Origin of the sequence: uncultured Microbacterium sp. (genome assembly GCF_937927635.1) — a bacterium.
Lineage (GTDB): Bacteria > Actinomycetota > Actinomycetes > Actinomycetales > Microbacteriaceae > Microbacterium.
Genome location: NZ_CALBRW010000004.1, coordinates 1 through 19,421 on the forward strand (window position 1 = coordinate 1; position 19,421 = coordinate 19,421).

Annotated in this window: 22 protein-coding genes; 3 read left to right on the forward strand and 19 right to left on the reverse strand. The window is 68.9% G+C overall.

Annotated elements, in window-relative coordinates; translation table 11 throughout:
* From Q0568_RS01155 to Q0568_RS01170, 4 genes are all read right to left on the reverse strand, one after another.
* Window positions 1–324, reverse strand: a 324-nt coding sequence (locus tag Q0568_RS01155) for a cbb3-type cytochrome c oxidase subunit I (protein ID WP_298860895.1), incomplete at its 3' end; no start/stop codon positions are given.
* Window positions 325–327: 3 nt separating this feature from the next.
* A complete protein-coding gene (locus Q0568_RS01160) occupies window positions 328–1,227 on the reverse strand; it encodes a cytochrome c oxidase subunit II (protein ID WP_298860898.1) in 900 nt (299 codons plus the stop codon).
* A gap of 90 nt (window positions 1,228–1,317) precedes the next feature.
* Window positions 1,318–1,680, reverse strand: coding sequence for an iron-sulfur cluster insertion protein ErpA (gene erpA / locus Q0568_RS01165; RefSeq protein ID WP_298860901.1), 363 nt, complete (start codon window positions 1,678–1,680; stop codon window positions 1,318–1,320).
* Window positions 1,681–1,789: 109 nt separating this feature from the next.
* Window positions 1,790–3,205 carry a dipeptidase gene (locus Q0568_RS01170; protein WP_298860904.1) on the reverse strand — a complete coding sequence of 472 codons (1,416 nt, stop codon included), beginning with the start codon at window positions 3,203–3,205 and terminating at the stop codon, window positions 1,790–1,792.
* Window positions 3,206–3,250: 45 nt separating this feature from the next.
* Between Q0568_RS01170 and Q0568_RS01175 the strand changes: the two genes are divergently transcribed.
* On the forward strand, window positions 3,251–3,814 hold the full coding sequence (locus Q0568_RS01175) for a DUF3043 domain-containing protein (protein WP_298860907.1): 564 nt from the start codon (window positions 3,251–3,253) through the stop codon (window positions 3,812–3,814).
* 7 nt (window positions 3,815–3,821) lie between these two features.
* Here Q0568_RS01175 and Q0568_RS01180 read toward each other — a convergent pair whose 3' ends face one another.
* The 6 genes from Q0568_RS01180 to Q0568_RS01205 all read right to left on the reverse strand — a co-directional run bounded on the left by Q0568_RS01180 (window position 3,822) and on the right by Q0568_RS01205 (window position 12,489).
* Window positions 3,822–4,844: a quinone-dependent dihydroorotate dehydrogenase gene (locus tag Q0568_RS01180; RefSeq protein ID WP_298860910.1), complete on the reverse strand. Its 1,023-nt coding sequence runs from the start codon at window positions 4,842–4,844 to the stop codon at window positions 3,822–3,824.
* A gap of 22 nt (window positions 4,845–4,866) precedes the next feature.
* Window positions 4,867–5,331 carry a transcriptional regulator NrdR gene (nrdR, locus tag Q0568_RS01185; protein WP_298860913.1) on the reverse strand — a complete coding sequence of 155 codons (465 nt, stop codon included), beginning with the start codon at window positions 5,329–5,331 and terminating at the stop codon, window positions 4,867–4,869.
* An 11-nt stretch (window positions 5,332–5,342) separates the two neighbouring features.
* On the reverse strand, window positions 5,343–6,629 hold the full coding sequence (hisD, locus tag Q0568_RS01190; RefSeq protein WP_298860915.1) for a histidinol dehydrogenase: 1,287 nt from the start codon (window positions 6,627–6,629) through the stop codon (window positions 5,343–5,345).
* Between the two features lie 49 nt (window positions 6,630–6,678).
* Window positions 6,679–8,298 carry a hypothetical protein gene (locus Q0568_RS01195; RefSeq protein WP_298860918.1) on the reverse strand — a complete coding sequence of 540 codons (1,620 nt, stop codon included), beginning with the start codon at window positions 8,296–8,298 and terminating at the stop codon, window positions 6,679–6,681.
* 100 nt (window positions 8,299–8,398) lie between these two features.
* The gene (gene dnaE, locus Q0568_RS01200; RefSeq protein ID WP_298860923.1) at window positions 8,399–11,917 is read right to left on the reverse strand and encodes a DNA polymerase III subunit alpha; all 3,519 of its coding nucleotides are present in this window, start codon (window positions 11,915–11,917) and stop codon (window positions 8,399–8,401) included.
* A 50-nt stretch (window positions 11,918–11,967) separates the two neighbouring features.
* Window positions 11,968–12,489, reverse strand: coding sequence for a hypothetical protein (locus Q0568_RS01205; protein ID WP_298860925.1), 522 nt, complete (start codon window positions 12,487–12,489; stop codon window positions 11,968–11,970).
* Between the two features lie 28 nt (window positions 12,490–12,517).
* Between Q0568_RS01205 and Q0568_RS01210 the strand changes: the two genes are divergently transcribed.
* Window positions 12,518–12,775: a hypothetical protein gene (locus Q0568_RS01210; RefSeq protein ID WP_298860927.1), complete on the forward strand. Its 258-nt coding sequence runs from the start codon at window positions 12,518–12,520 to the stop codon at window positions 12,773–12,775.
* Here the strand turns inward: Q0568_RS01210 and Q0568_RS01215 are convergent.
* Together Q0568_RS01215 and Q0568_RS01220 are read right to left on the reverse strand one after the other, a co-directional pair.
* Complete coding sequence (locus Q0568_RS01215) at window positions 12,735–13,181, reverse strand: DUF6114 domain-containing protein (protein WP_298860930.1); 447 nt, start codon at window positions 13,179–13,181, stop codon at window positions 12,735–12,737. The two genes, Q0568_RS01210 and Q0568_RS01215, sit on opposite strands and share 41 nt — an antisense overlap.
* The gene (locus Q0568_RS01220; RefSeq protein WP_298860934.1) at window positions 13,172–13,789 is read right to left on the reverse strand and encodes a DUF6230 family protein; all 618 of its coding nucleotides are present in this window, start codon (window positions 13,787–13,789) and stop codon (window positions 13,172–13,174) included. Before Q0568_RS01220 ends, Q0568_RS01215 begins: the two co-directional genes overlap by 10 nt.
* Window positions 13,790–13,883: 94 nt before the next feature.
* Here Q0568_RS01220 and Q0568_RS01225 point away from each other — a divergent pair, with 94 nt between their 5' ends.
* On the forward strand, window positions 13,884–14,483 hold the full coding sequence (locus tag Q0568_RS01225; RefSeq protein WP_298860937.1) for a TetR/AcrR family transcriptional regulator: 600 nt from the start codon (window positions 13,884–13,886) through the stop codon (window positions 14,481–14,483).
* Window positions 14,484–14,487: 4 nt separating this feature from the next.
* Here the strand turns inward: Q0568_RS01225 and Q0568_RS01230 are convergent, their stop codons facing one another.
* From Q0568_RS01230 to ftsZ, 7 genes are all read right to left on the reverse strand, one after another.
* Complete coding sequence (locus Q0568_RS01230) at window positions 14,488–15,426, reverse strand: RluA family pseudouridine synthase (RefSeq protein WP_298860939.1); 939 nt, start codon at window positions 15,424–15,426, stop codon at window positions 14,488–14,490.
* Window positions 15,427–15,428: 2 nt separating this feature from the next.
* Complete coding sequence (lspA, locus tag Q0568_RS01235; RefSeq protein WP_298860942.1) at window positions 15,429–15,941, reverse strand: signal peptidase II; 513 nt, start codon at window positions 15,939–15,941, stop codon at window positions 15,429–15,431.
* Window positions 15,942–16,008: 67 nt separating this feature from the next.
* The gene (locus tag Q0568_RS01240; RefSeq protein ID WP_298860944.1) at window positions 16,009–16,599 is read right to left on the reverse strand and encodes a DivIVA domain-containing protein; all 591 of its coding nucleotides are present in this window, start codon (window positions 16,597–16,599) and stop codon (window positions 16,009–16,011) included.
* A gap of 148 nt (window positions 16,600–16,747) precedes the next feature.
* Window positions 16,748–17,044 (reverse strand): YggT family protein, encoded by a 297-nt coding sequence (locus Q0568_RS01245; protein WP_298860947.1) that lies wholly within the window; start codon window positions 17,042–17,044, stop codon window positions 16,748–16,750.
* Window positions 17,045–17,046: 2 nt separating this feature from the next.
* Entirely contained in the window at window positions 17,047–17,514 is a 468-nt protein-coding gene (gene sepF, locus Q0568_RS01250; protein ID WP_298861120.1) for a cell division protein SepF, read from the reverse strand.
* A 44-nt stretch (window positions 17,515–17,558) separates the two neighbouring features.
* A complete protein-coding gene (locus Q0568_RS01255; protein ID WP_298860950.1) occupies window positions 17,559–18,239 on the reverse strand; it encodes a YggS family pyridoxal phosphate-dependent enzyme in 681 nt (226 codons plus the stop codon).
* A complete protein-coding gene (ftsZ, locus tag Q0568_RS01260; RefSeq protein WP_298860953.1) occupies window positions 18,236–19,384 on the reverse strand; it encodes a cell division protein FtsZ in 1,149 nt (382 codons plus the stop codon). Before ftsZ ends, Q0568_RS01255 begins: the two co-directional genes overlap by 4 nt.
* Between the last annotated feature and the right edge of the window lie 37 nt (window positions 19,385–19,421).

Here is a 19,421-nt window from a genome sequence, read left to right on the forward strand (position 1 = left end):
CGGCGTCGCGAACATCAGCAGCATGATCGTGCCGTGCATCGTGAACAGCTGGTTGTACTGCTCCTTCGTCGGCACGATCTGCATGCCGGGGGCGAACAGCTCGGCGCGGATGATCAGCGCCATCACGCCGCCGAGGAGGAAGAACAGCACCGAGGTGATCAGGTACATGTACCCGATGGTCTTGTGGTCGGTGGAGGTGATCCACTTGACGACGATGTTGCCCTTCTGCTCCACGCGCGTCGCGGTGAGCAGCGATGCCTGCCGCGGCGGGATCGTGGTCGGGCGAACGCCCTGCGGCATGTTGGGATCAGCTGTGGTTGTCATGACCTACTTCCCTTCCTCTTCGCCCGTGCTCGCGCCGGTGCCCGGAAGATTGCTGAGTCGGGCGTAGGCATCGACGATGTCGCCCGTGTTGCCCTCGGCCTGGAGGGCCTGGAGGTGAGCGTCGTAGTCGGCCTGCGAGACGACCTTGACGTTGAAGAGCATCATCGAGTGGTACTCGCCGCAGAGCTCTGCGCACTTTCCGTCGTACTCGCCGATGCGGGTCGGGATGAAGGACCAGCTGTTGTCCTTGCCGATGTACATGTCCTTCTTGTACAGGAAGTCGATGATCCAGAAGGAGTGCACCACGTCACGCGACGTGAGGTCGATCTTGACCTTCTTGTCGACCGGCAGCCACAGCGTCGGCAGCTTGCTGCGGTCGATGTTGCCGTTGGCGTCGGGGTCGGCCTGCACGCCCATGCTCCACACGGCGTCGGAGTTGTCCGCTTCCTTGCCGTCGTACTGGAAGTCCCACGACCACTGCTTGGCGATCGCGGTGATCTCCACATCGGGGTTCTTCCACTGCGTCTCGATCGACGCCTGGTCGCGAGCCGAGAAGAAGAACATTCCCATGATCATGATCAGCGGCACGACCGTGTAGAGGATCTCGATCGGCATGTTGTAGCGCAGCTGCACCGGCAGGCCGGTCTGACCGGCGCGACGACGGTACATGACGACCGCCCAGCCCATCAGGCCCCAGGTGATGACGCCGACGATCAGCAGGATCACCCAGGAGGTGACCCACAGGCCGGCGACTCGGCCGGTCTGGTTGGTCGCGTCGGGTGCGCCTTCCACGAAGCCGGGGAGGAACCCGTGGAGTTCATTGGCAGAACAGCCTGCCAGAACCACGGCTGCCACTACTCCCAGGGGGAGAGCGGCCCAACGAAGGCGGCGTTTCGAGGGCACGGTGCACCTTTCAGATCTCGGACAAGGGCACCCCTAAGTCTAGGGCAACCTCTCACCCGATTCATGCCAACCACGCAGGTTGGCGGGAGGTCAGTGGAAGCTGTCGCCGCAGGCGCAGCTGCCGGCGGCGTTGGGGTTGTCGATCGTGAAGCCCTGTTCGGAGATGGTGTCCTTGAAGTCGATCGAGGCGCCTTCGAGGTACGGGACGCTCATGTTGTCGACGATGACCTCGACGCCGTTGAAGTCGACGGTCTCGTCGCCCTCCAGGAAGCGCTCGTCGAAGTAGAGCTGGTAGATCAGGCCGGAGCATCCGCCCGGCTGGACGGCGACGCGCAGACGCAGGTCGTCACGGCCCTCCTGCTCGAGCAGGCTCTTCACCTTCAGCGCTGCCGCGTCCGTCAGCGAGATGCTGTGGGCGGCCGTGGTCTCTTCGGTCAGTGCGATGTCGCTCATGTCACTCCTTGCAGACGTGCAGCACGGTGTCGCTGCGCCTACTAGATCCTACCGCCGGGACGCGCACGGAGGCCGTGGATCCCGGGCGGTTCCTTGCGCGTCGCGAGGTTCAGGATGCCGCGGTGCGGGCGTTCATGCGCGTCAGCAGCAGCGCCTCGGCGCGCACGGCGTTGCCGAAGGTCTCCAGATGCAGCGACTCGTTGGGACTGTGCGCACGGGAATGCGGGTCCTCCACGCCGGTCACCAGGATCTGCGCGCCGGGGAAGGTGCGCACGAGATCGGCGATGAACGGGATGGATCCCCCCACGCCGAGATCCGCGGGCGGTACGCCGTAGCCGTCGGCCATGGCGCCCCTGGTGAGCTCGACCGCCCAGCCGCTGGTGTCCACCAGGAAGCCGTCTCCGAGATCCACGTCGGAGAACGTCAGCTCGGCGCCGAACGGCGCGTTCGCCACGAGGTGGTCGTGCACGGCCGCGTAGGCGTCCTTGGCGTCCTGGCCCGGCGCGACGCGCGCGCTGATGACGACGGTGACCTCGGGAAGCAGCGTGTTGGATGCCTGCGCGACGCTGGTGGCGTCGATCCCCGTGATGGTGATCGAGGGCTTGTTCCAGATGCGGCCGAGGATGTCGTCCCGGCCTACCGGCGAGACACCCGGGAGCAGCCCGGTCTCCTCGCGCAGCGTGTCCTCCGTGTACGCGGGCGTCTGCCCGCCGCGAGCTGTCATGCCCTCCACGGCGACGGCGCCGTCGGCATCCCACAGGGTCGAGAGCAGCCTGGTCGCGGCCATCATGGCATCCGGCACCGCTCCCCCGAACATGCCGGAGTGCGAGGCGTGGTCCAGGGTGCGGATGCGCAGCGTGAAGCGCGCGTTGCCCCGCAGCGAGACCGTCAGGCCAGGCGTGTGCGAGTCGAGGTTGCCGGAGTCGGCCACCACGATGGCGTCCGCGCGCAGCGCGTCGGTGTTGTCGCGCAGGAATCGGGCGAACGAGCGAGAGCCGTACTCCTCCTCCCCCTCGATGTACAGCGCGACGCCCAGGTCGAGGTCGTCGCCGAGCACCTCGGCGACGGCGCGCAGCGAGGCGATGTGCGCCATGATGCCGGCTTTGTCGTCGGCCGCGCCGCGTCCGTACAGCCGGCCGTCGCGCACGGTGGGCTCGAACGGCGGGGTCTCCCACAGCTCGTCGGCACCCTGGGGCTGCACGTCGTGGTGCGCGTACAGCAGGATGGTCGGCCTGCCGCCTCGCGCGGCGCGGGTGGCGAGGACCGCCGGCTGCCCGAGCTCCTCGGTGTCGTCGACGTGCGCGCGCAGGACCCGCACCTCGTCGAAGACGCCGGTGCCGCGCGCGAGTTCGGCGACCGCGGCGGCGCTGCGCTCCAACTGGGTCTGATCGAATGCGGGCCAGGCGATGCCCGGGATCCGCACCAGCGAGCCGAGATCGGACAGTGCGGCCGGGATGCCCAGCGCGACCGCCTCGAGGACGGCGGATTCGGATGCCGGCGAAGCCGACGATGAGGACGAGGTCATGCGAGTAATCTTAAGGGCGAACCCGATTCCGAACTGAGGTCGAACGTGCCCAAGCCCACCCCCTCCGCCAACGACGACGCCCCCGAGACGCCCACCGTGGGGAAGGGACACGCGACGCCGACGCGCGCCGAGCGCGAGGCCGCGAACCGACGGCCGCTGGTCGCCAACACCAAGGAGGCCCGCGCCGCCGCCAAGGCCGATCTGCAGGCGCGCCGCGAGCGTGCGCGGATCGGCATGGAGCGCGGCGAGGACAAGTTCCTGCCCGCGCGCGACAAGGGGCCGCAGCGCCGCTGGGTGCGCGACTACGTGGATGCCGGCTGGCACATCTCGGAGTGGCTGATGGCCGCCATGCTGGCGGTCATCCTGCTGAACCTCACGCCGATCCCCAGCGTGCAGATCTGGGCCATGATCGGGCTGTGGGTGTACGTGCTGCTGGCCGTGATGGACATGGTGCTGCTGAGCATGCGCGTCAAGCGCAAGGCATCCGACAAGTTCGGCGCAGCGCGCCGCGAGAAGGGCCTGGGCTGGTACGCCGCGATGCGCTCGATGCAGATGCGATTCATGCGCCTGCCGAAGCCGCAGGCCAAGCGCGGCCAGTACCCGGACTGAACCGCGCTCAGCGGGCGCGCAGTCCGCGGTTGATCTGACGCGCCCAGAGCGGCCCGCGGTACAGGAAGGCCGTGTAGCCCTGCACGAGAGTGGCACCGGCATCCAGTCTCTTCTGCACATCCTCCGCGGTCTCGACACCGCCGACCGCGATCACGCAGAAGTCCGCAGGGACGACCGAGCGCACCAGGGTCAGCACCTCGAGTGAGCGCTCCTTCAGCGGAGCCCCGGAGAGGCCTCCCGCGCCGGCGGCCTCGACGACAGCCGGATCGGTCTTCAGACCCTCGCGTCCGACGGTCGTGTTGTGGGTGATGATGCCGGCCAGTCCCTCAGCGGCGGCCAGTCGCGCGATCCCGGTGATCTCCTCGTCGGACAGGTCGGGGGCGATCTTCACCAGCAGCGGCGTGTCTCCGGCCGCGACCTTCACGGCCCGCAGCAGCGGTGCGAGAGTCTCCACGGCCTGCAGGCCGCGCAGGCCCGGTGTGTTCGGAGACGACACATTGACGGCCAGGTAGTCAGCCAACGGGGCGATGATCGTGGCGGAGGCCACGTAGTCGCCGATGGCGTCGTCCACAGCCACCACGCGGCTCTTGCCGATGTTGGCGCCGATCACCGCTCGCGGCGCACGACGGCGCAGCCCGGCCAGCTTGCGCGCCGCAGCCCCCGCACCGTCGTTGTTGAAGCCCATCCGGTTGATGACCGCGCGGTCGGGGACCAGGCGGAACAGCCGCGGCTTGGGATTGCCGTCCTGCGGGATGGCGGTCACTGTGCCCACCTCGACATGCCCGAAACCCAGAGCATCCAGGCCGCGCACGCCGACGGCGTTCTTGTCGAAGCCCGCGGCCACGCCGAACGGCGACGGGAACGTCAGGCCGAGCGCGTGCACCTGCAGCTCCGGCGACGGCGCGGTCAGTGCGCGAGCGGCCCAGGAGAACGGACGCGCGCCGAGCACGCGGATCACCGTCATGGCGGCATGGTGCGCGAATTCGGGGTCGAAGCGCGAGAGGACGTGGCGGAAGAGCAGCGGATACATCACTGCCACAGTACCGGTCGGATCACTCGGCCTTCGACGCGATGTGATCCGCGCGCAGCTCGCTGATCGAGCGCTCGAAGTCCTCCAGCGAGTCGAACTCCTGGTACACGCTGGCGAAGCGCAGGTAGGCCACCTCGTCGAGCTCGCGCAGCGGGCCGAGGATGGCCAGGCCGATCTCGTTGGTGTCCAGCTGCGAGACCCCGGTCTGCCGTACGGCCTCCTCGACCTTCTGGGCGAGGACCGCCAGGTCCGCCTCGGTGACCGGCCGGCCCTGGCAGGCCTTGCGGACGCCCGAGATCACCTTGTCGCGGCTGAACGACTCCAGCACACCGGAGCGCTTGATGACCATGAGGCTGGCCGTCTCGGTCGTGGAGAAGCGTCCGCCGCATTCGGGGCACTGCCGCCTGCGGCGGATCGACAGGCCGTCGTCGCTGGTGCGGGAGTCGATGACGCGGGAGTCCGGATGTCTGCAGAACGGGCAGTGCATGATCCCTCAGCCTACTCGGCGGCCTGTGCGCCCTCTGAGTGCGCGGCGAACCGCGCCTCGACGGCCTCACCGTGCGCAGGCAGGAACTCCGCGCCGGACAGCGCGACGACCCCCGCCCGCACCTGGGCGAGCGCGGCGCGGTCGTACTGGATCACCTGCTGCGGACGCAGGAAGGTGTAGGCGCCCAGGCCCGACGCGTATCTCGCCTGTCCCCCGGTGGGGAGCACGTGGTTGCTGCCGGCCATGTAGTCTCCGAGGCTCACCGGGGTCTGGTCTCCCACGAACACGGCGCCGGCGCTGGTGAATCGCTCAGCGGCGCGCTCGGCGTCGACCAGGTGCAGCTCGAGGTGCTCGGGCGCGTAGGCGTTGCTGAAGGCGCAGGCCTGCTCCGGGTCGTCGACGAGCACGATCGCCGACTGCGGACCGGCGAGTGCCGCCGCCACGCGCTCGGCATGACGGGTGCTCCCCGCACGTGCGGCGACGCGCTCTGCGACGCGCTCCGCGAGTCCTGCGGAGTCCGTCACCAGCACGGCGGAGGCCTGCTCGTCGTGCTCGGCCTGGCTGACCAGGTCGGCGGCGACGAGATCGGGGTCGGCGTGCTCGTCGGCCACCACGAGGATCTCCGTGGCACCGGCCTCGGAGTCGGTGCCGACCACCCCGGCGACGGCGCGCTTGGCGGAGGCCACGTAGTTGTTGCCGGGTCCGGAGACCACGTCCACCGGATCCAGCCCGAGTTCGGGAACGCCGTAGGCCAGCGCGCCGATGGCTCCGGCGCCGCCGATGGCGTAGACCTCCTCGACGCCCAGCAGCGCCGCAGCTGCGAGGACCGTCGGGTGCACCCGACCGTCGAAGGCGGCCTGCGGCGGCGAGGCGAGGGCGATGCTGGTGACGCCTGCGACCTGCGCGGGTACGACGTTCATCACGACGCTGGATGCCAGCGGCGCCTTGCCGCCGGGGATGTACACGCCCGCACGGTGCACGGGCTGCCAGCGCTGCACGATGCGAGCACCGGGGCCGATCTCGGTGGTCTGCGATGCGGGCACCTGCGCGGCGGAGCCGCGACGGACCCGTGCGATGGCGGTCTCCAGCGCGGTCCGGACCTCGGGGTCCACGCTCGCGAGCGCCTCGGAGAGGTGCTCGGCGGGCACACGGAGCGCGTGTCCCGTCACATGGTCGAATCGATTGGCCTGATCCCGCAACGCGGCCTCGCCATGCGTGCGCACTTCCTCGACGATCTGCGTGGCGGCGGCGAGAGCCGCCGCGCGCGCCTTGGCGGCGCGCGGGACAGCAGCGAGCATTTCCGCGGGATCGAGTGTCCTGCCGCGGAGATCGATGGTGCGCAACGTATCAGCCCTTCGTGATGTCGGTGAGGTCGTGGAGATAGCCGATCCGGCCATCGTCATGTCGGACCACGAACGCGCCGCCGCGGTCCTCGACCACGAGGATCCAGGCGTCGGGGCCGATCCGGAACAGCGGATGCCCCTGCTCGTCGAGCACGTCGCGCTCGGTGGCTGCGAGTGCCCAGAACGGGGCGCCGGCGGTCTGCGTCGCGCTCCCCGCGCCGTCCGCCTGCGCGGCGCGCGCGTGCTCGTTGCGCGTGCGGCGCAACGGCAGCTCATCGGCGGACCGGCCGAGTGTGTGGTCGACGCTCTCGTGCTCAGCGCCCTCGTGCTCAGCTGCGTCGAAGATGTCGTTCAGCGCGCCGATCGGGTCGGTGTAGGCGACGCCGGGATCGCGGTCGGCGTCGGCGATGCCGGGATCCCGGTCCTCGGTCGCCGGCTGAGGCGCTGCCGGGGGCTCGACGGCGAACGGAGCGCCTGGCCCGGGCGTGCTCTCCTCCGGAGCGCTCCATGAAGGGGCCGGGCTGTCAGCGCGCCCGCTCGGCTCGATACCGCCGACGTCTGCACCGCCGCCGACCGGAGTGCCGTCGACAGGAGCGCCGCCGAACGGAGCACTGTCAACCGGAGCACTGTCAACCGGAGCACTATCGACCGGAGCGCCGTCGACAGGAGCACCGCCGAACGGAGTGCTGTCCAGCACGGGCAGGTCCAGGACACGGGTCGAATCGTCCTCGACGGCCACGGCAGCGGCCTCCTCGGCGACGGCGGGTTCGGTCGGCGGCGCCCAGGGCGACGCATCCGACCTGGGCACGACGTCTGACAGGACCACGGTCAGCGCGTCTTCCTGCTCAGTCGCGACACCGGATGCCTCGGCAACAGCGGATGCGTCCTCGACAGCGGATGCGTCCTCGAGATCGGCTGCGGCAGCGGTCCCGTCCTCGGCATCCGCATGTTCGGCTTCTTCAGCGTCCGGCTGATCGGCATCCGGCACCGCCGTCGGCTCGGGACGCGGGCGGGAGATGACCGGCCGGATGGGGTTGGCGCTGCGGTGCGCGAGGGTCTCCATCCGTCCCTCGAAGTCGTCCCGCAGCCGCGGGATCAGCGGAGCCGCGACGGTCGCGGCGACAAGTGCCAGCGCGGCGATCGCGGCGACGATGGGCACCCAGCTGACCAGGAACGCGCCGACCTCGATGGTGGCGGCGACCTGGTTCCATACCAGGCCGGCCCAGACCACGGTCGCGACCGAGGCCGCGACCGAGGCGAACTGGTCGATGCCCAGCGATCCGACCCGGCGGATCCCCTGCGGGGAGAACCGGCGGAGCACGATCAGGAACACGGCGACCGTAGGCACGCCGATGGCCAGCACCCAGTCGATTCCGCGCGTCCAGATGGATCCACCGCCCGAGGTGACGGGGAAGAACGACACCGCGAAGGCCACCAGCCATGCGCCCACGATGATCAGCTCGCGCAGCGTGAAGCCGAGGATGCCGTACTCGGGCTCCACCTGCTCCTCGTAGTACACCGCGTCATCGTCGGCAGCATCCACGTCGTCGGCAGCATTCACGTCGTCGGCCGTCAGGAGGTCGGCGTCGACCTCTGGGGCGTCATCGGCGTGCTCGAGGCTCATCGAATGCTTTCCTTTCGTCGCGGTCACGGGTTCCCGCGCGTCCCGATCCTACTCAGCAGGGCTTGGGCAACCTGGGAGAGGTTTCAGTCCGCAGCACCGGTCAGCCGAGGCAGGTGGGCCCGAGCAGCGACTTCAGGTCGCCGAACAGGTCGGCGGAGACCTTCACCGGCATCGGCACCTCGAACACCTTCGCGGACCCGCCGCGGTGCAGGCGCAGCAGCACCTCGGTGTCTCCGTTGTGACGACGGAGGATCTCCGCCAGATCCGTCATGGTGCGCTCGGTGGCGCGCTGCTCCGCCACCTGCAGCGCGAGCGGCCCCGCCGCGTCGAACGAGCCGATGTCGGGCGCGAACGCCGACTGGCCGTGCAGATTGAGGCCGTCGTCGCGGCGCGAGATGCGTCCGCGCACGGCGAGGATCGAGTCCTGCTGCAGCAGGTGCTGGTACTCGGTGTAGGTCTTGCCCATGAACATGACCGTCACCTCGCCGTTGAAGTCCTCGACGGTGATCATGCCGTACGGGTTGCCGCTGGACTTGGCGATGCGGTGCTGCACGCTGGTGACCAGCCCCGCGACCGTCACCTGGTCGCCGTCCTGCAGGTCCTCGGAGGTGAGCAGGTCATGGATGGAGATCGAGGCGTGCTTGGCCAGCGGCACCTCCAGACCCGCCAGCGGGTGGTCGGAGACGTACAGGCCGAGCATCTCGCGCTCGAAGGCCAGCTTGTCCTTCTTGATCCACTCGGGCCGCTCGGGCACCTTCGCGGGGGCCGCCTCCTCCATGTCGTCGTAGAGGCTGTCGAAGTCGAACCCGATGGCACCCTGAGCCTCGTTGCGCTTGCGGTCGACGGCCGCCTCGACCGCATCCTCGTGGATCTCCAGCAGCGCACGGCGCGTGTCGCCCATCGAGTCGAAGGCACCGGCCTTGATCAGCGACTCCACGGTGCGCTTGTTCGAGACGTGCAGGGGCACACGGTGCAGGAAGTCGTGGAAGGACGTGTAGGGGCCGTCCTTGCGCGCCTGCACGATGCCGTCGACGACGTTGCTGCCGACGTTGCGCACCGCGCCCAGGCCGAAGCGGATGTCCTCCCCCACGGCGGCGAAGAAGTTGATCGACTCGGACACGTCCGGCGGCAGCACCCGGATGCCCATGCGGCGGCACTCGTTCAGGTACAGCGCCATCTTGTCCTTGGAGTCGCCGACGCTGGTCAGCAGCGCCGCCATGTACTCGGCCGGGTAGTGCTCCTTGAGGTACGCGGTCCAGTACGAGACCAGTCCGTAGGCGGCGGAGTGCGCCTTGTTGAAGGCGTAGTCCGAGAACGGCAGCAGGATGTCCCAGAGCGCCTTGATGGCGGCCTCGCTGAACCCGCGGTCGATCATGCCCTGGTGGAAGCCTGCGTACTGCTTGTCCAGCTCGGACTTCTTCTTCTTGCCCATCGCGCGGCGCAGGATGTCTGCCTGGCCGAGGCTGAACCCGGCCACCTTCTGCGCGATGGCCATCACCTGCTCCTGGTAGATGATCAGGCCGTAGGTGCCCTCCAGGATCTCGCGCAGCGGCTCCTCGAGCTCAGGGTGGATCGGGGTGATCTCCTGCAGGCCGTTCTTGCGCAGTGCGTAATTGGTGTGCGAGTTGGCACCCATCGGGCCCGGGCGGTACAGCGCGATGACGGCCGAGATGTCCTCGAAGTTGTCCGGCTTCATCAGGCGCAGCAGGGCGCGCATGGCGCCGCCGTCGAGCTGGAACACGCCCAGTGTGTCGCCGCGCGTCAGCAGGTCGTAGGCGGCGTGGTCCTCGATGGTGAGGTGCTCGAGGTCGAGCTCCTCGCCGCGGTTGGTGCGGATGTTGTCCAGCGCGTCGGAGATGATCGTGAGGTTGCGCAGCCCCAGGAAGTCCATCTTGATCAGGCCGAGCGTCTCGCAGGACGGGTAGTCGAACTGCGTGACGATCTGGCCGTCCTGCTCGCGCTTCATGATCGGCACGATGTCCAGCAGCGTGTGCGAGGACATGATCACGCCGGCGGCGTGCACTCCCCATTGCCGCTTCAGGCCCTCCAGTCCCAGCGCCCGATCGAAGACCGTCTTGGCCTCCGGGTCGGTGTCGATCAGCGCGCGGAACTCGCTGGCCTCCTTGTAGCGCGGATGCTCGGGATCGAACATGCCGCTCAGAGGCATGTCCTTGCCCATCACGGCGGGGGGCATGGCCTTGGTGAGCCGGTCGCCCATGCTGAACGGGAAGCCCAGCACGCGCCCGGCATCCTTCAGCGCCTGCTTGGACTTGATGGTGCCGTAGGTGACGATCTGCGACACGCGGTCGGCGCCGTACTTCTCGGTGACGTAGTCGATCACCTCGGTGCGGCGACGGTCGTCGAAGTCGACGTCGAAGTCCGGCATCGAGACACGATCCGGGTTCAGGAAGCGCTCGAAGATGAGGCCGTGCTTGAGGGGGTCGAGGTCGGTGATCTTCATGGCGTACGCCACCATCGACCCTGCACCGGACCCACGGCCGGGTCCCACGCGCACGCCGTGGTCCTTGGCCCAGTTGATGAAGTCTGCGACCACGAGGAAGTAGCCGGGGAACTTCATCTGCAGGATGATGCCCAGCTCGTAGTCGGCTCGCTCGCGCACCTCGCGCGGGACACCATCCGGGTAGCGGTAATCCAGGCCGCGAGCGACCTCCTTGACCAGCCAGGTCTCCTCGGTCTCCCCCTCGGGCACCGGGTAGTCCGGCATGTAGTTGGCCTCGGTGTCGAACTCCACCTCGCAGCGCTCGGCGATCAGCAGCGTGTTGTCGCACGCTTCGGGGTGGTCGCGGAACAGCTGGCGCATCTCCTGCGCGGTCTTGATGTAGTACCCGTCGCCGTCGAACTTGAAGCGGTTCGGGTCGTCCATGGTGGAGCCGGACTGCACGCACAGCAGAGCCTCATGCGCGTCGGCCTCGTGCTGGTGCGTGTAGTGCGAGTCGTTGGTGGCCACCAGGGGGATGCCGAGATCCTTCGACAGCTTCAGCAGATCGCCGGTCACGCGCCGCTCGATGGCGAGGCCGTGGTCCATGATCTCGCAGAAGTAGTTCTCCTTGCCGAAGATGTCCTGGAACTCCGCTGCCGCCGCGCGGGCGGCATCGTACTGTCCCAGTCGCAGCCGGGTCTGGATCTCGCCCGACGGGCAGCCCGTCGTGGCGATCAGGCCCTTGTGATAGGTCTGCAGCAGCTCGCGGTCCATGCGCGGCTTGAAGTAGTAGCCCTCGATGCTGGAGAGCGAGCTGAGCCGGAACAGGTTGTGCATGCCCTGCGTGTTCTCGCTCCACAGGGTCATGTGCGTGTACGCGCCCGAGCCCGAGACGTCGTCGCTCTTCTGGTCGGGCGATCCCCAGGCCACGCGGGACTTGTCGCTGCGGTGGGTACCGGGTGTGACGTACGCCTCCAGCCCGATGATGGGCTTGACGCCGGCGGCGTTGGCCGCCTTGTAGAACTCGAAGGCCGCGAACGTGTTGCCATGGTCGGTGACGGCGATGGCCGGCATCCCGTACTCCGCGGCGGCCTGAGTCATCGCCCCGATCTTCGCGGCGCCGTCCAGCATGGAGTACTCGCTGTGGACATGCAGGTGCACGAAGGAGTCGGAGGCCATGGGACGAGCCTACCCGGGGCATCCGACGAGGGAGCCGGATGCCCGGAGGGTCACTTCGACGCGACCATCCGCTGGTCGGTGTTGGTGTAGCTGATCGAATCGGCGATGGTGCCCACGAGCCCCATGTTCACGTGCAGCAGCCCGGGCTCCACATCGTCCAGCGACGGCGGAGTGTCGGCACCGAGCTGCACGAGTGTCTTCCCGTCCTGCCCCGTGGCCGTGAGCGAACCGAGGTAGACCGAGACGTGTCCCTTGAGCGACATCGTGTCGGCGTCGGTGACGAGGCCGTCCTTCTCCGGCGGGCGCACGGACAGCGAGAAGCCGGTGATCGTGATCGTGTCGGCGCTGATCTTCAGCACCGTGATGCGGCTGCCGTCGATCGTGGGGACGGTGACCAGCGCGATGGACTTCAGGCCGGTGAACGACAGCCCCTTGGACGACATCTGCGCGGGCGTCTTCGTGAACACCGGTGCGCCGTCGTCTGGCACGGCCGGAGTCGGAGTCGGCGTCGGAGTCGGCGTCGCCTCACCCGGAGTCTGCGTGCCCGGCAGCGCGCCATCGGGAGATTCCACCGGAGGCGTGGTCGCGCCGGGAAGCGGGATGCCCGGGATCGGGCTCCCGGATGCCGGAGCGGAGGGCGTCGGCGTCGGACTCGGCGTCGGAGTCGGGCTCGGGCTCGGCGTCGGGCACCAGATGAGCGGGATGCACAGTGCGGGGCGGACCGATGCCGGTGCAGCCGACGCGGCCCCCACCATCAGCGGTGTGCACAGCACGCACACGGCCGCCGCGGCGACCGCGCTCCAGCGCGACGACCTCTTCACGATGCCCGCTCCGCACACCGTCGATCACGACGGGTGACGCGTCCGGGCATCCAGGCGACGACGATGATCCCGCCGATGCAGCCCAGCAGCATCCCGATGATGAATCCGCCGAGGTTGACGCCCACGAGGGAGTACAGCGCGACGGCCAGGGCGATCACGCCGTAGAAGACGTGATGCGCGGGCATCAGCACCGCCAGCACGCCCAGCAGCACGAGCAGGAGGGGGATGATCGTGGCCTGCAGCCCCTCGATGCCGAGCTGGATGTGCAGTTCACCGAAGTCCAGCTGCCCCGAGAAGAACATCTCGATGCCGCTGATCGCCAGCAGCACACCGCCGATCAGCGGCCGCCGTCGGCTCCAGGCGCGGAAGCCCGACGTGCCGCTCTGGCCGGCATCCGTCATCGCCGTCTCCGGGGCCTGCTCGATCTCGTCGCTCAGAAGCATCCCTGCGATCCGTCCGTGAGCTCCAGCGTCATCCCGGTGAGGGTGAAGACGGATGCCTGGGTGCTCCACGCGGTCTGCTGCAGGTTCTTGATGCTGACGGTGTCGGCATCCTGGGCGAAGTCACCGGCCGAGCCCTTGGCACTGGTGTTGACGGTCGACGCGTCCACGCCGATGCGGATCGCCCCGAACGACGCGTCGCCCTTCAGGCCCGTCATGCCGATCTGCAGGTCGGAGGCGCTGGCGGGGTTCCCGCCTCCACCGGCCTTGATCAGCACGCCGACCTTGCCGAGCGGTGTGTCGGAGACGACCGACTGGCACAGGTCCGCGAGCGTCGCGCTCTTGATGTTGGCGATGGCCACGGAGTGCTCGCCGCCCTCGGTATCCTTCGTGACGCCGGCGTACTGCGAGAATCCGGTGCCCTCCAGCTGGCTGGCGCTGATCTGGAACTGGCTGCCCGACACGGCGAACGACACGGGCACCTGCCCCTGCGCGACACCGCCCATCAGCACGGCCGCGACGATCCCGACGGGGACGGCGGCGAGCGTGATGCGGCCTGCGTGCGTGCCGGTGGCCTTCGTGATCAGTTTCTTCGGGCTGCGGAACTTCATCGATCCTCCTGGTCGGTCGCGTCGACATCGGCGCTCCTGCCAGAATACCGCTCATTGACTACTAGTCAATACCACTCGCCGATAAGATCGCCTCATGCCTGCAGAGCGCCGCGCCCGACTCACCCCGGACCAGCGCCGAGCCCAGCTCATCGCCGTGGGCGTGAACTTCCTCGCCGATCACACCCTCGACGAGCTGACGATGGAGGCGCTGGCGCAGCAGGCCGGTGTGTCGCGTCCGCTCGTGTTCCACTACTTCGACACGCGTCAGGGCATGCACCTCGCGGTGATCGCCACCGCCAGGGACAGCCTTCTGCAGGCCACCGAGCCCCGTCCGGACCTCCCGCCGCACGAGCGGCTCCGCGACACGCTGATGCGCATCGCCGACTTCGTGCAGCAGCACCAGGGCACGTTCCACTCGCTGGTGCGGGGCATCGCCAGCGGGGACTCCGCCGTGCGAGCCGTGGTGGACGAATCGCGCGTGCGCAACGCCGAGCGTCTCGTGGAGGCGTTCACGGAGCTCGGCACCCCCGACTCCCCCGCGCTGCGCATGGCGCTGCGCGCCTGGGTGGCGTTCACCGAGGAGACGCTGATCAGCCTGCTCGTCGAGCGCGACACGCCGCCTGCTGACGTCGTGCGCTTCCTGGTGGGCACGCTCGACGGCGTGGTCGCCTCGGCCGGAGAGCTCGATCTCTGAGGGCTCAGTCCGCCGAGGAGCGCCCGGGATCGAGCACGTCGAGGGCGTGCACGAAGTCCGCGGGATACGGCGATTCGAAGCTCACCCACTCCCCCGTCGTCGGGTGTGTGAACGCCAGCCGGTGGGCGTGCAGCCACTGCCTGGTGAGCCCCAGCCGTTCTGAGAGCGTGGGGTCCGCGCCGTACAGCGGGTCGCCGACGCACGGATGCCGGTGGGCCGCCATGTGCACGCGGATCTGGTGCGTGCGCCCGGTCTCGAGGTGGATCTCGAGCAGCGACGCGCGCGGGAACGCCTCGAGCGTCTCGTAGTGGGTCACCGAGGGCTTGCCGTCGGCGACGACCGCGAACTTCCAATGATGGTGCGGATGCCGCCCGATCGGCGCGTCGATCGTGCCGGCGAGCGGATCGGGATGCCCCTGCACGACCGCGTGGTAGATCTTCTGCACCGTGCGCTCCTTGAAGGCGCGCTTGAGCACGGTGTACGCCTGCTCGGTCTTGGCGACCACCATCAGACCGCTGGTGCCGACATCCAGCCGGTGCACCACGCCCTGCCGTTCGGCGGCGCCGCTGGTGGCGATGCGGAACCCGGCCGCGGCCAGGGCCCCGACCACCGTGGGACCCTCCCAGCCGACCGACGGATGCGCGGCGACGCCGGTGGGCTTGTCCACCACCACGATGTCGTCGTCGTCGTAGACGATCCCCAGTTCCGGGACGGCGATGGGCACGACCCGCGGCTCCTGCTTCGGCGTCCAGGTGACCTCGAGCCAGCCGCCGGCGCGCAGCCGATCGGACTTGCCGAGCACCGCGCCGTCCAGCACGACGCCGCCCGCCTCCGCCACCTCGGCGGCGAAGGTGCGGGAGAAGCCCAGCATCTTCGCCAAGGCGGCGTCGACGCGGGAGCCTTCCAGCCCGTCCGGCACGGGCAGGCTGCGCGAGGAGGCCACGCTCAGCTCTCGGTCGCGGCCGAGGCCGCATCCTGGCTCGCGGCATCCGCAGCATCCGCATGATCGCGCTCGCGCGTGCCGTCCAGGCGCAGACCGATGACCACCAGCAGCGCCACGGAGATCATGCCGGTGACGATGAAGATGTCGGCCACGTTGAAGATCGCGGGGATCATCCACGGCATCGAGATCATGTCCACGACGTGCCCCACGGCGAAGCCGGGCTCGCGGAGAAGTCGATCGGTCAGGTTTCCCAGCACGCCGCCCAGCAGGCAGCCCAGCACCACGGCCCACAGCCGGGAGCGCACGGCCACCGTCTTCCAGATGATGACGACGGCCACCACCGCGAGGGCGATCGTGAAGATCCAGGTCATGCCGGCGCCGATGGAGAACGCGGCGCCGGAGTTGCGGATGTAGAACAGCTGGAGGAACTCCCCCAGCACCGGGACGGCCTTCTCAGAGGGGAGGTGCTCGATGGTGAGGTACTTCACGAACTGATCGGCGGCCAGGACGACCATCGCGAGAATCGCGACGATCGCTCCGGCCGCCGACCGTCGAAGGGGACGACGTCCTGCCAAGAGTGACCTACAGGCCGATGGCCGAGACCGGAGTCGAGTCGGAACCCGACTTCTGGTCCAGGTCGCGCAGCTGACCCTCGATCATGGCGCGGAGCTTGCTGCGGTAGTCGCGCTCGAACTCGCGCAGCTCGGTGATGCGGCTCTCGAGCGTGTTGCGCTCGCGCTCGAGTCGTGCGGACTCCTCGCGCTGCTTGGCCTCGGCCTGAGTGCGGATGCGGGAGACCTCGGCCTCCGCGTCGGCGATGAGCTGCTTGCGCTTGGCCTCGCCCTCGGCGACGTGCTCGTCATGCAGGCGCTGGGCCAGCTCGATGATGCCCGCGGACGTGCCGGTGGCCGATGCACCGCTGACGGGCGCAGGAGTGGGAGCGGCAGGCTCGGCGGGGGCGGAGAAGGCAGGAGTCTCGGCGACCGGCTGCGAGCTCTGGCCCGCCTCGAGGGCGGCGAGCTTCGACTTCAGGTCGTTGTTCTCCTCGATGGTCTTGCGCCATTCAACGACGATCTCGTCGAGGTAGTCATCGACCTCTTCGGGGTCGAAGCCGTCCTTGAATCGGACGTGCTGGAACTCCTTGTGGACGACGTCATCCGGGGTAAGTGCCATGGGTGGCTCCTCTTTCGATGAGTTCTTCTCGCCAGTCGTTGAAGATGGCGTGGTGTTTCTGCCGACGCGTACCCGCGGCGCGCGTCTGGGAGCCAAGCATAGCCCCCCAGTCTGTGCGGCGCGATGCCCCGGAGTCAGCTTCGAGGTGTCACAGGGCGCCGGCGACCGTCATCAGGATCAGCACGACGATCATCGTCAGCGCGAAGCCGAAGTCCAGCGAGATCGTGCCCATCCGCATGGGCGGGACCAGCCGCCGGAAGAACCGGATCGGCGGGTCGGTGATCGTGAAGATGACCTCCGCCGCGATCAGACCCGCGCCCTTCGGACGCCATCCGCGCACGAACAGCGGGATGTACTCCAGCACCAGCCGCACGATGAGGACGAGCAGGTACAGCGTCAGCACCAGCTCGGCGATGCCGCCGATGATGCCGAGGACGGTCGACAAGGTCAGGAGTCGAACGAGGCGGAGCTCGCCTGGGCGATGCCGCCCTGACCCGACACCGCGATGTTCTCCGGCGAGAGCAGGAACACCTTGCTGGTGACCCGCTCGATGCGCCCGTACAGCCCGAGCGAGAGTCCGCTGGCGAAGTCGATCAGTCGCCGTGCCTCGGCATCGCTCATCTGCGACAGGTTGATGATCACCGGGATGCCGTCACGGAAGTTCTCGGCGATGACCTGCGCGTCACGATACTGCTTGGGGTGCACGGTGAGGATCTCGTTGACCGCGCCCGCGGCGGGCTGACGCACGGCGGTCGGGCGACGCAGCGGGGTGACGGGCGCGGGGGCCTGCTCCTCGCGCTCGCGCTCGTGCTCGCGTGGTGCGCGGACGGGTGCCTGCACAGCCTCGTCCTCGTATCCCTCTTCCTCGTCGGCGAGGCCGAGATACACCATGGTCTTCTTCAGCGGGTTACCCATCGTGTCCTCCGGTTCGAACGGTTCGGGCTGGTCTGGCATTCAGATTAACCCCGGTCGGGGCGCGGTCCGGTGATTGCGGAACCGATCCGCAGGTGTGTCGCGCCGGCCTCGACGGCCTGCACGAAGTCGTTGGTCATCCCTGCCGAGATCCACGTCGCCTCCGGGGCGAGGAGGCGGATGCGGTCCGCGACCGCGCGCAGCCGCGCGAAGGCCGAGGAGGGATCCTCATCGAGCGGGGCGACGGCCATCACGCCGCGCAGGCGCAGCGTGTCCAGGCTCAGCACGTGCTCGGCCAGGGTCTCGGCATCCGCGGTCGTGCTGCCGCCTCGATCGGCGTCGTCGGTGAGGTTGACCTGCACCAGAACGTCCAGCACGCGATCATCGTCCGCGGCGCGATGCAGGGCATCCGCCAGCCGCACCCGATCGACCGAGTGCACCACGTCGGATGCCCGGCGGATCGCGGCCGCCTTGTTGGTCTGCGCCTGCCCGATGAAGTGCCAGCGCATGTCCTGGACATCGCCGAGGGCTGCGCGCTTCGCCGTCAGCTCCTGCTGGCGGTTCTCACCCACCTCGCGCACGCCGAGGGCGTGCAGGTCGCGCACGAGCTGGGCGGGGTGGAACTTGGTGACCACGATCCGGGTGATCTCCCCCGGGTCGCGGCCGAACCGCCGCGCGGCCTCGGCGATGCGCTCGTCGATCGCCGAGAGCCGCGCGGCGAGAGTCACTTCAGGAACTCGGGCACGTCGAGGTCGTCGTCGCTCCCGAACCCGGAATCGAAGCCGGATGCCACCGGCGCCGGCTTCGGCGAGACGGCGCGCGGGGCATCGATGCCCGTCTCCTCGACCGCGGCAGGCAGCTCGACCTCGGGCAGCGTCTGCGACACGGGGCGCTTGACCTCCAGCGGCTCGAGCTTCGGCAGCGGCTCGCCGCCGTCGAACCCGGCCGCGATCACGGTCACGCGCACCTCGTCGCCGAGCGTGTCGTCGATGACCGTGCCGAAGATGATGTTGGCCTCGGGGTGCGCGGCCTCCTTGACGAGCTCCGCCGCGTCGTGGATCTCGAAGATGCCCAGGTTCGATCCGCCCTGGATCGACAGCAGCACGCCGTGCGCGCCCTCGATGGACGCCTCCAGCAGCGGGGACTCGACGGCCAGCTCGGCGGCCTTGATGGCGCGGTCGGCGCCGCGCGCCGAGCCGATGCCCATCAGCGCGGAGCCCGCACCCTGCATGACCGACTTGACGTCGGCGAAGTCGAGGTTGATGAGACCAGGGGTGGTGATGAGGTCGGTGATGCCCTGCACACCGGCGAGGAGCACCTGGTCGGCCGTGGCGAACGCCTCGATCATCGAGATGCCGCGGTCGCTGATCTCGAGGAGACGGTCGTTGGGCACCACGATGAGGGTGTCCACCTCCTCCTTCAGCTTGGCGACCCCTGCCTCCGCCTGGCTCTGGCGACGACGACCCTCGAACGAGAACGGCTTGGTCACGACGCCGATGGTCAGGGCGCCGATCGACTTGGCGATGCGCGCCACGACCGGAGCGCCGCCGGTGCCGGTGCCACCGCCCTCACCGGCGGTGACGAAGACCATGTCGGCGCCCGTCAGCGCCTGCTCGATCTCCTCGAGGTGGTCCTCGGCGGCGCGACGGCCGACCTCGGGGTCCGCACCCGCACCGAGGCCCCGGGTGAGCTCACGGCCCACGTCGAGCTTGACGTCGGCGTCGCTCATGAGCAGCGCCTGCGCGTCGGTGTTCACGGCGATGAACTCGACCCCGCGGAGCCCGAGTTCGATCATGCGGTTGACGGCGTTGACGCCGCCACCGCCGACGCCGACGACCTTGATCACGGCGAGGTAGTTCTGGTTCTGGCTCATGGCCGGCCTCCGTTATTCGAGCCTGACGAGGGAGAAA

Bases quoted from the DNA above. Each gene is read 5' to 3' on its own strand.
- Q0568_RS01180 (WP_298860910.1), bottom strand. From the start codon at position 4,844: ATGTATCCGCTGCTCTTCCGCCACGTCCTCTCGCGCTTCGACCCCGAA.
- Q0568_RS01195 (WP_298860918.1), bottom strand. From the start codon at position 8,298: ATGAGCCTCGAGCACGCCGATGACGCCCCAGAGGTCGACGCCGACCTC.
- Q0568_RS01225 (WP_298860937.1), top strand. From the start codon at position 13,884: ATGCCTGCAGAGCGCCGCGCCCGACTCACCCCGGACCAGCGCCGAGCC.
- Q0568_RS01240 (WP_298860944.1), bottom strand. From the start codon at position 16,599: ATGGCACTTACCCCGGATGACGTCGTCCACAAGGAGTTCCAGCACGTC.
- Q0568_RS01170 (WP_298860904.1), bottom strand. From the start codon at position 3,205: ATGACCTCGTCCTCATCGTCGGCTTCGCCGGCATCCGAATCCGCCGTC.
- Q0568_RS01210 (WP_298860927.1), top strand. From the start codon at position 12,518: ATGCCCGGGATCGGGCTCCCGGATGCCGGAGCGGAGGGCGTCGGCGTC.
- lspA (WP_298860942.1), bottom strand. From the start codon at position 15,941: ATGGTCGTCCTGGCCGCCGATCAGTTCGTGAAGTACCTCACCATCGAG.
- nrdR (WP_298860913.1), bottom strand. From the start codon at position 5,331: ATGCACTGCCCGTTCTGCAGACATCCGGACTCCCGCGTCATCGACTCC.
- sepF (WP_298861120.1), bottom strand. From the start codon at position 17,514: ATGGGTAACCCGCTGAAGAAGACCATGGTGTATCTCGGCCTCGCCGAC.
- ftsZ (WP_298860953.1), bottom strand. From the start codon at position 19,384: ATGAGCCAGAACCAGAACTACCTCGCCGTGATCAAGGTCGTCGGCGTC.
- erpA (WP_298860901.1), bottom strand. From the start codon at position 1,680: ATGAGCGACATCGCACTGACCGAAGAGACCACGGCCGCCCACAGCATC.
- hisD (WP_298860915.1), bottom strand. From the start codon at position 6,629: ATGCTCGCTGCTGTCCCGCGCGCCGCCAAGGCGCGCGCGGCGGCTCTC.
- Q0568_RS01215 (WP_298860930.1), bottom strand. From the start codon at position 13,181: ATGCTTCTGAGCGACGAGATCGAGCAGGCCCCGGAGACGGCGATGACG.
- dnaE (WP_298860923.1), bottom strand. From the start codon at position 11,917: ATGGCCTCCGACTCCTTCGTGCACCTGCATGTCCACAGCGAGTACTCC.
- Q0568_RS01220 (WP_298860934.1), bottom strand. From the start codon at position 13,789: ATGAAGTTCCGCAGCCCGAAGAAACTGATCACGAAGGCCACCGGCACG.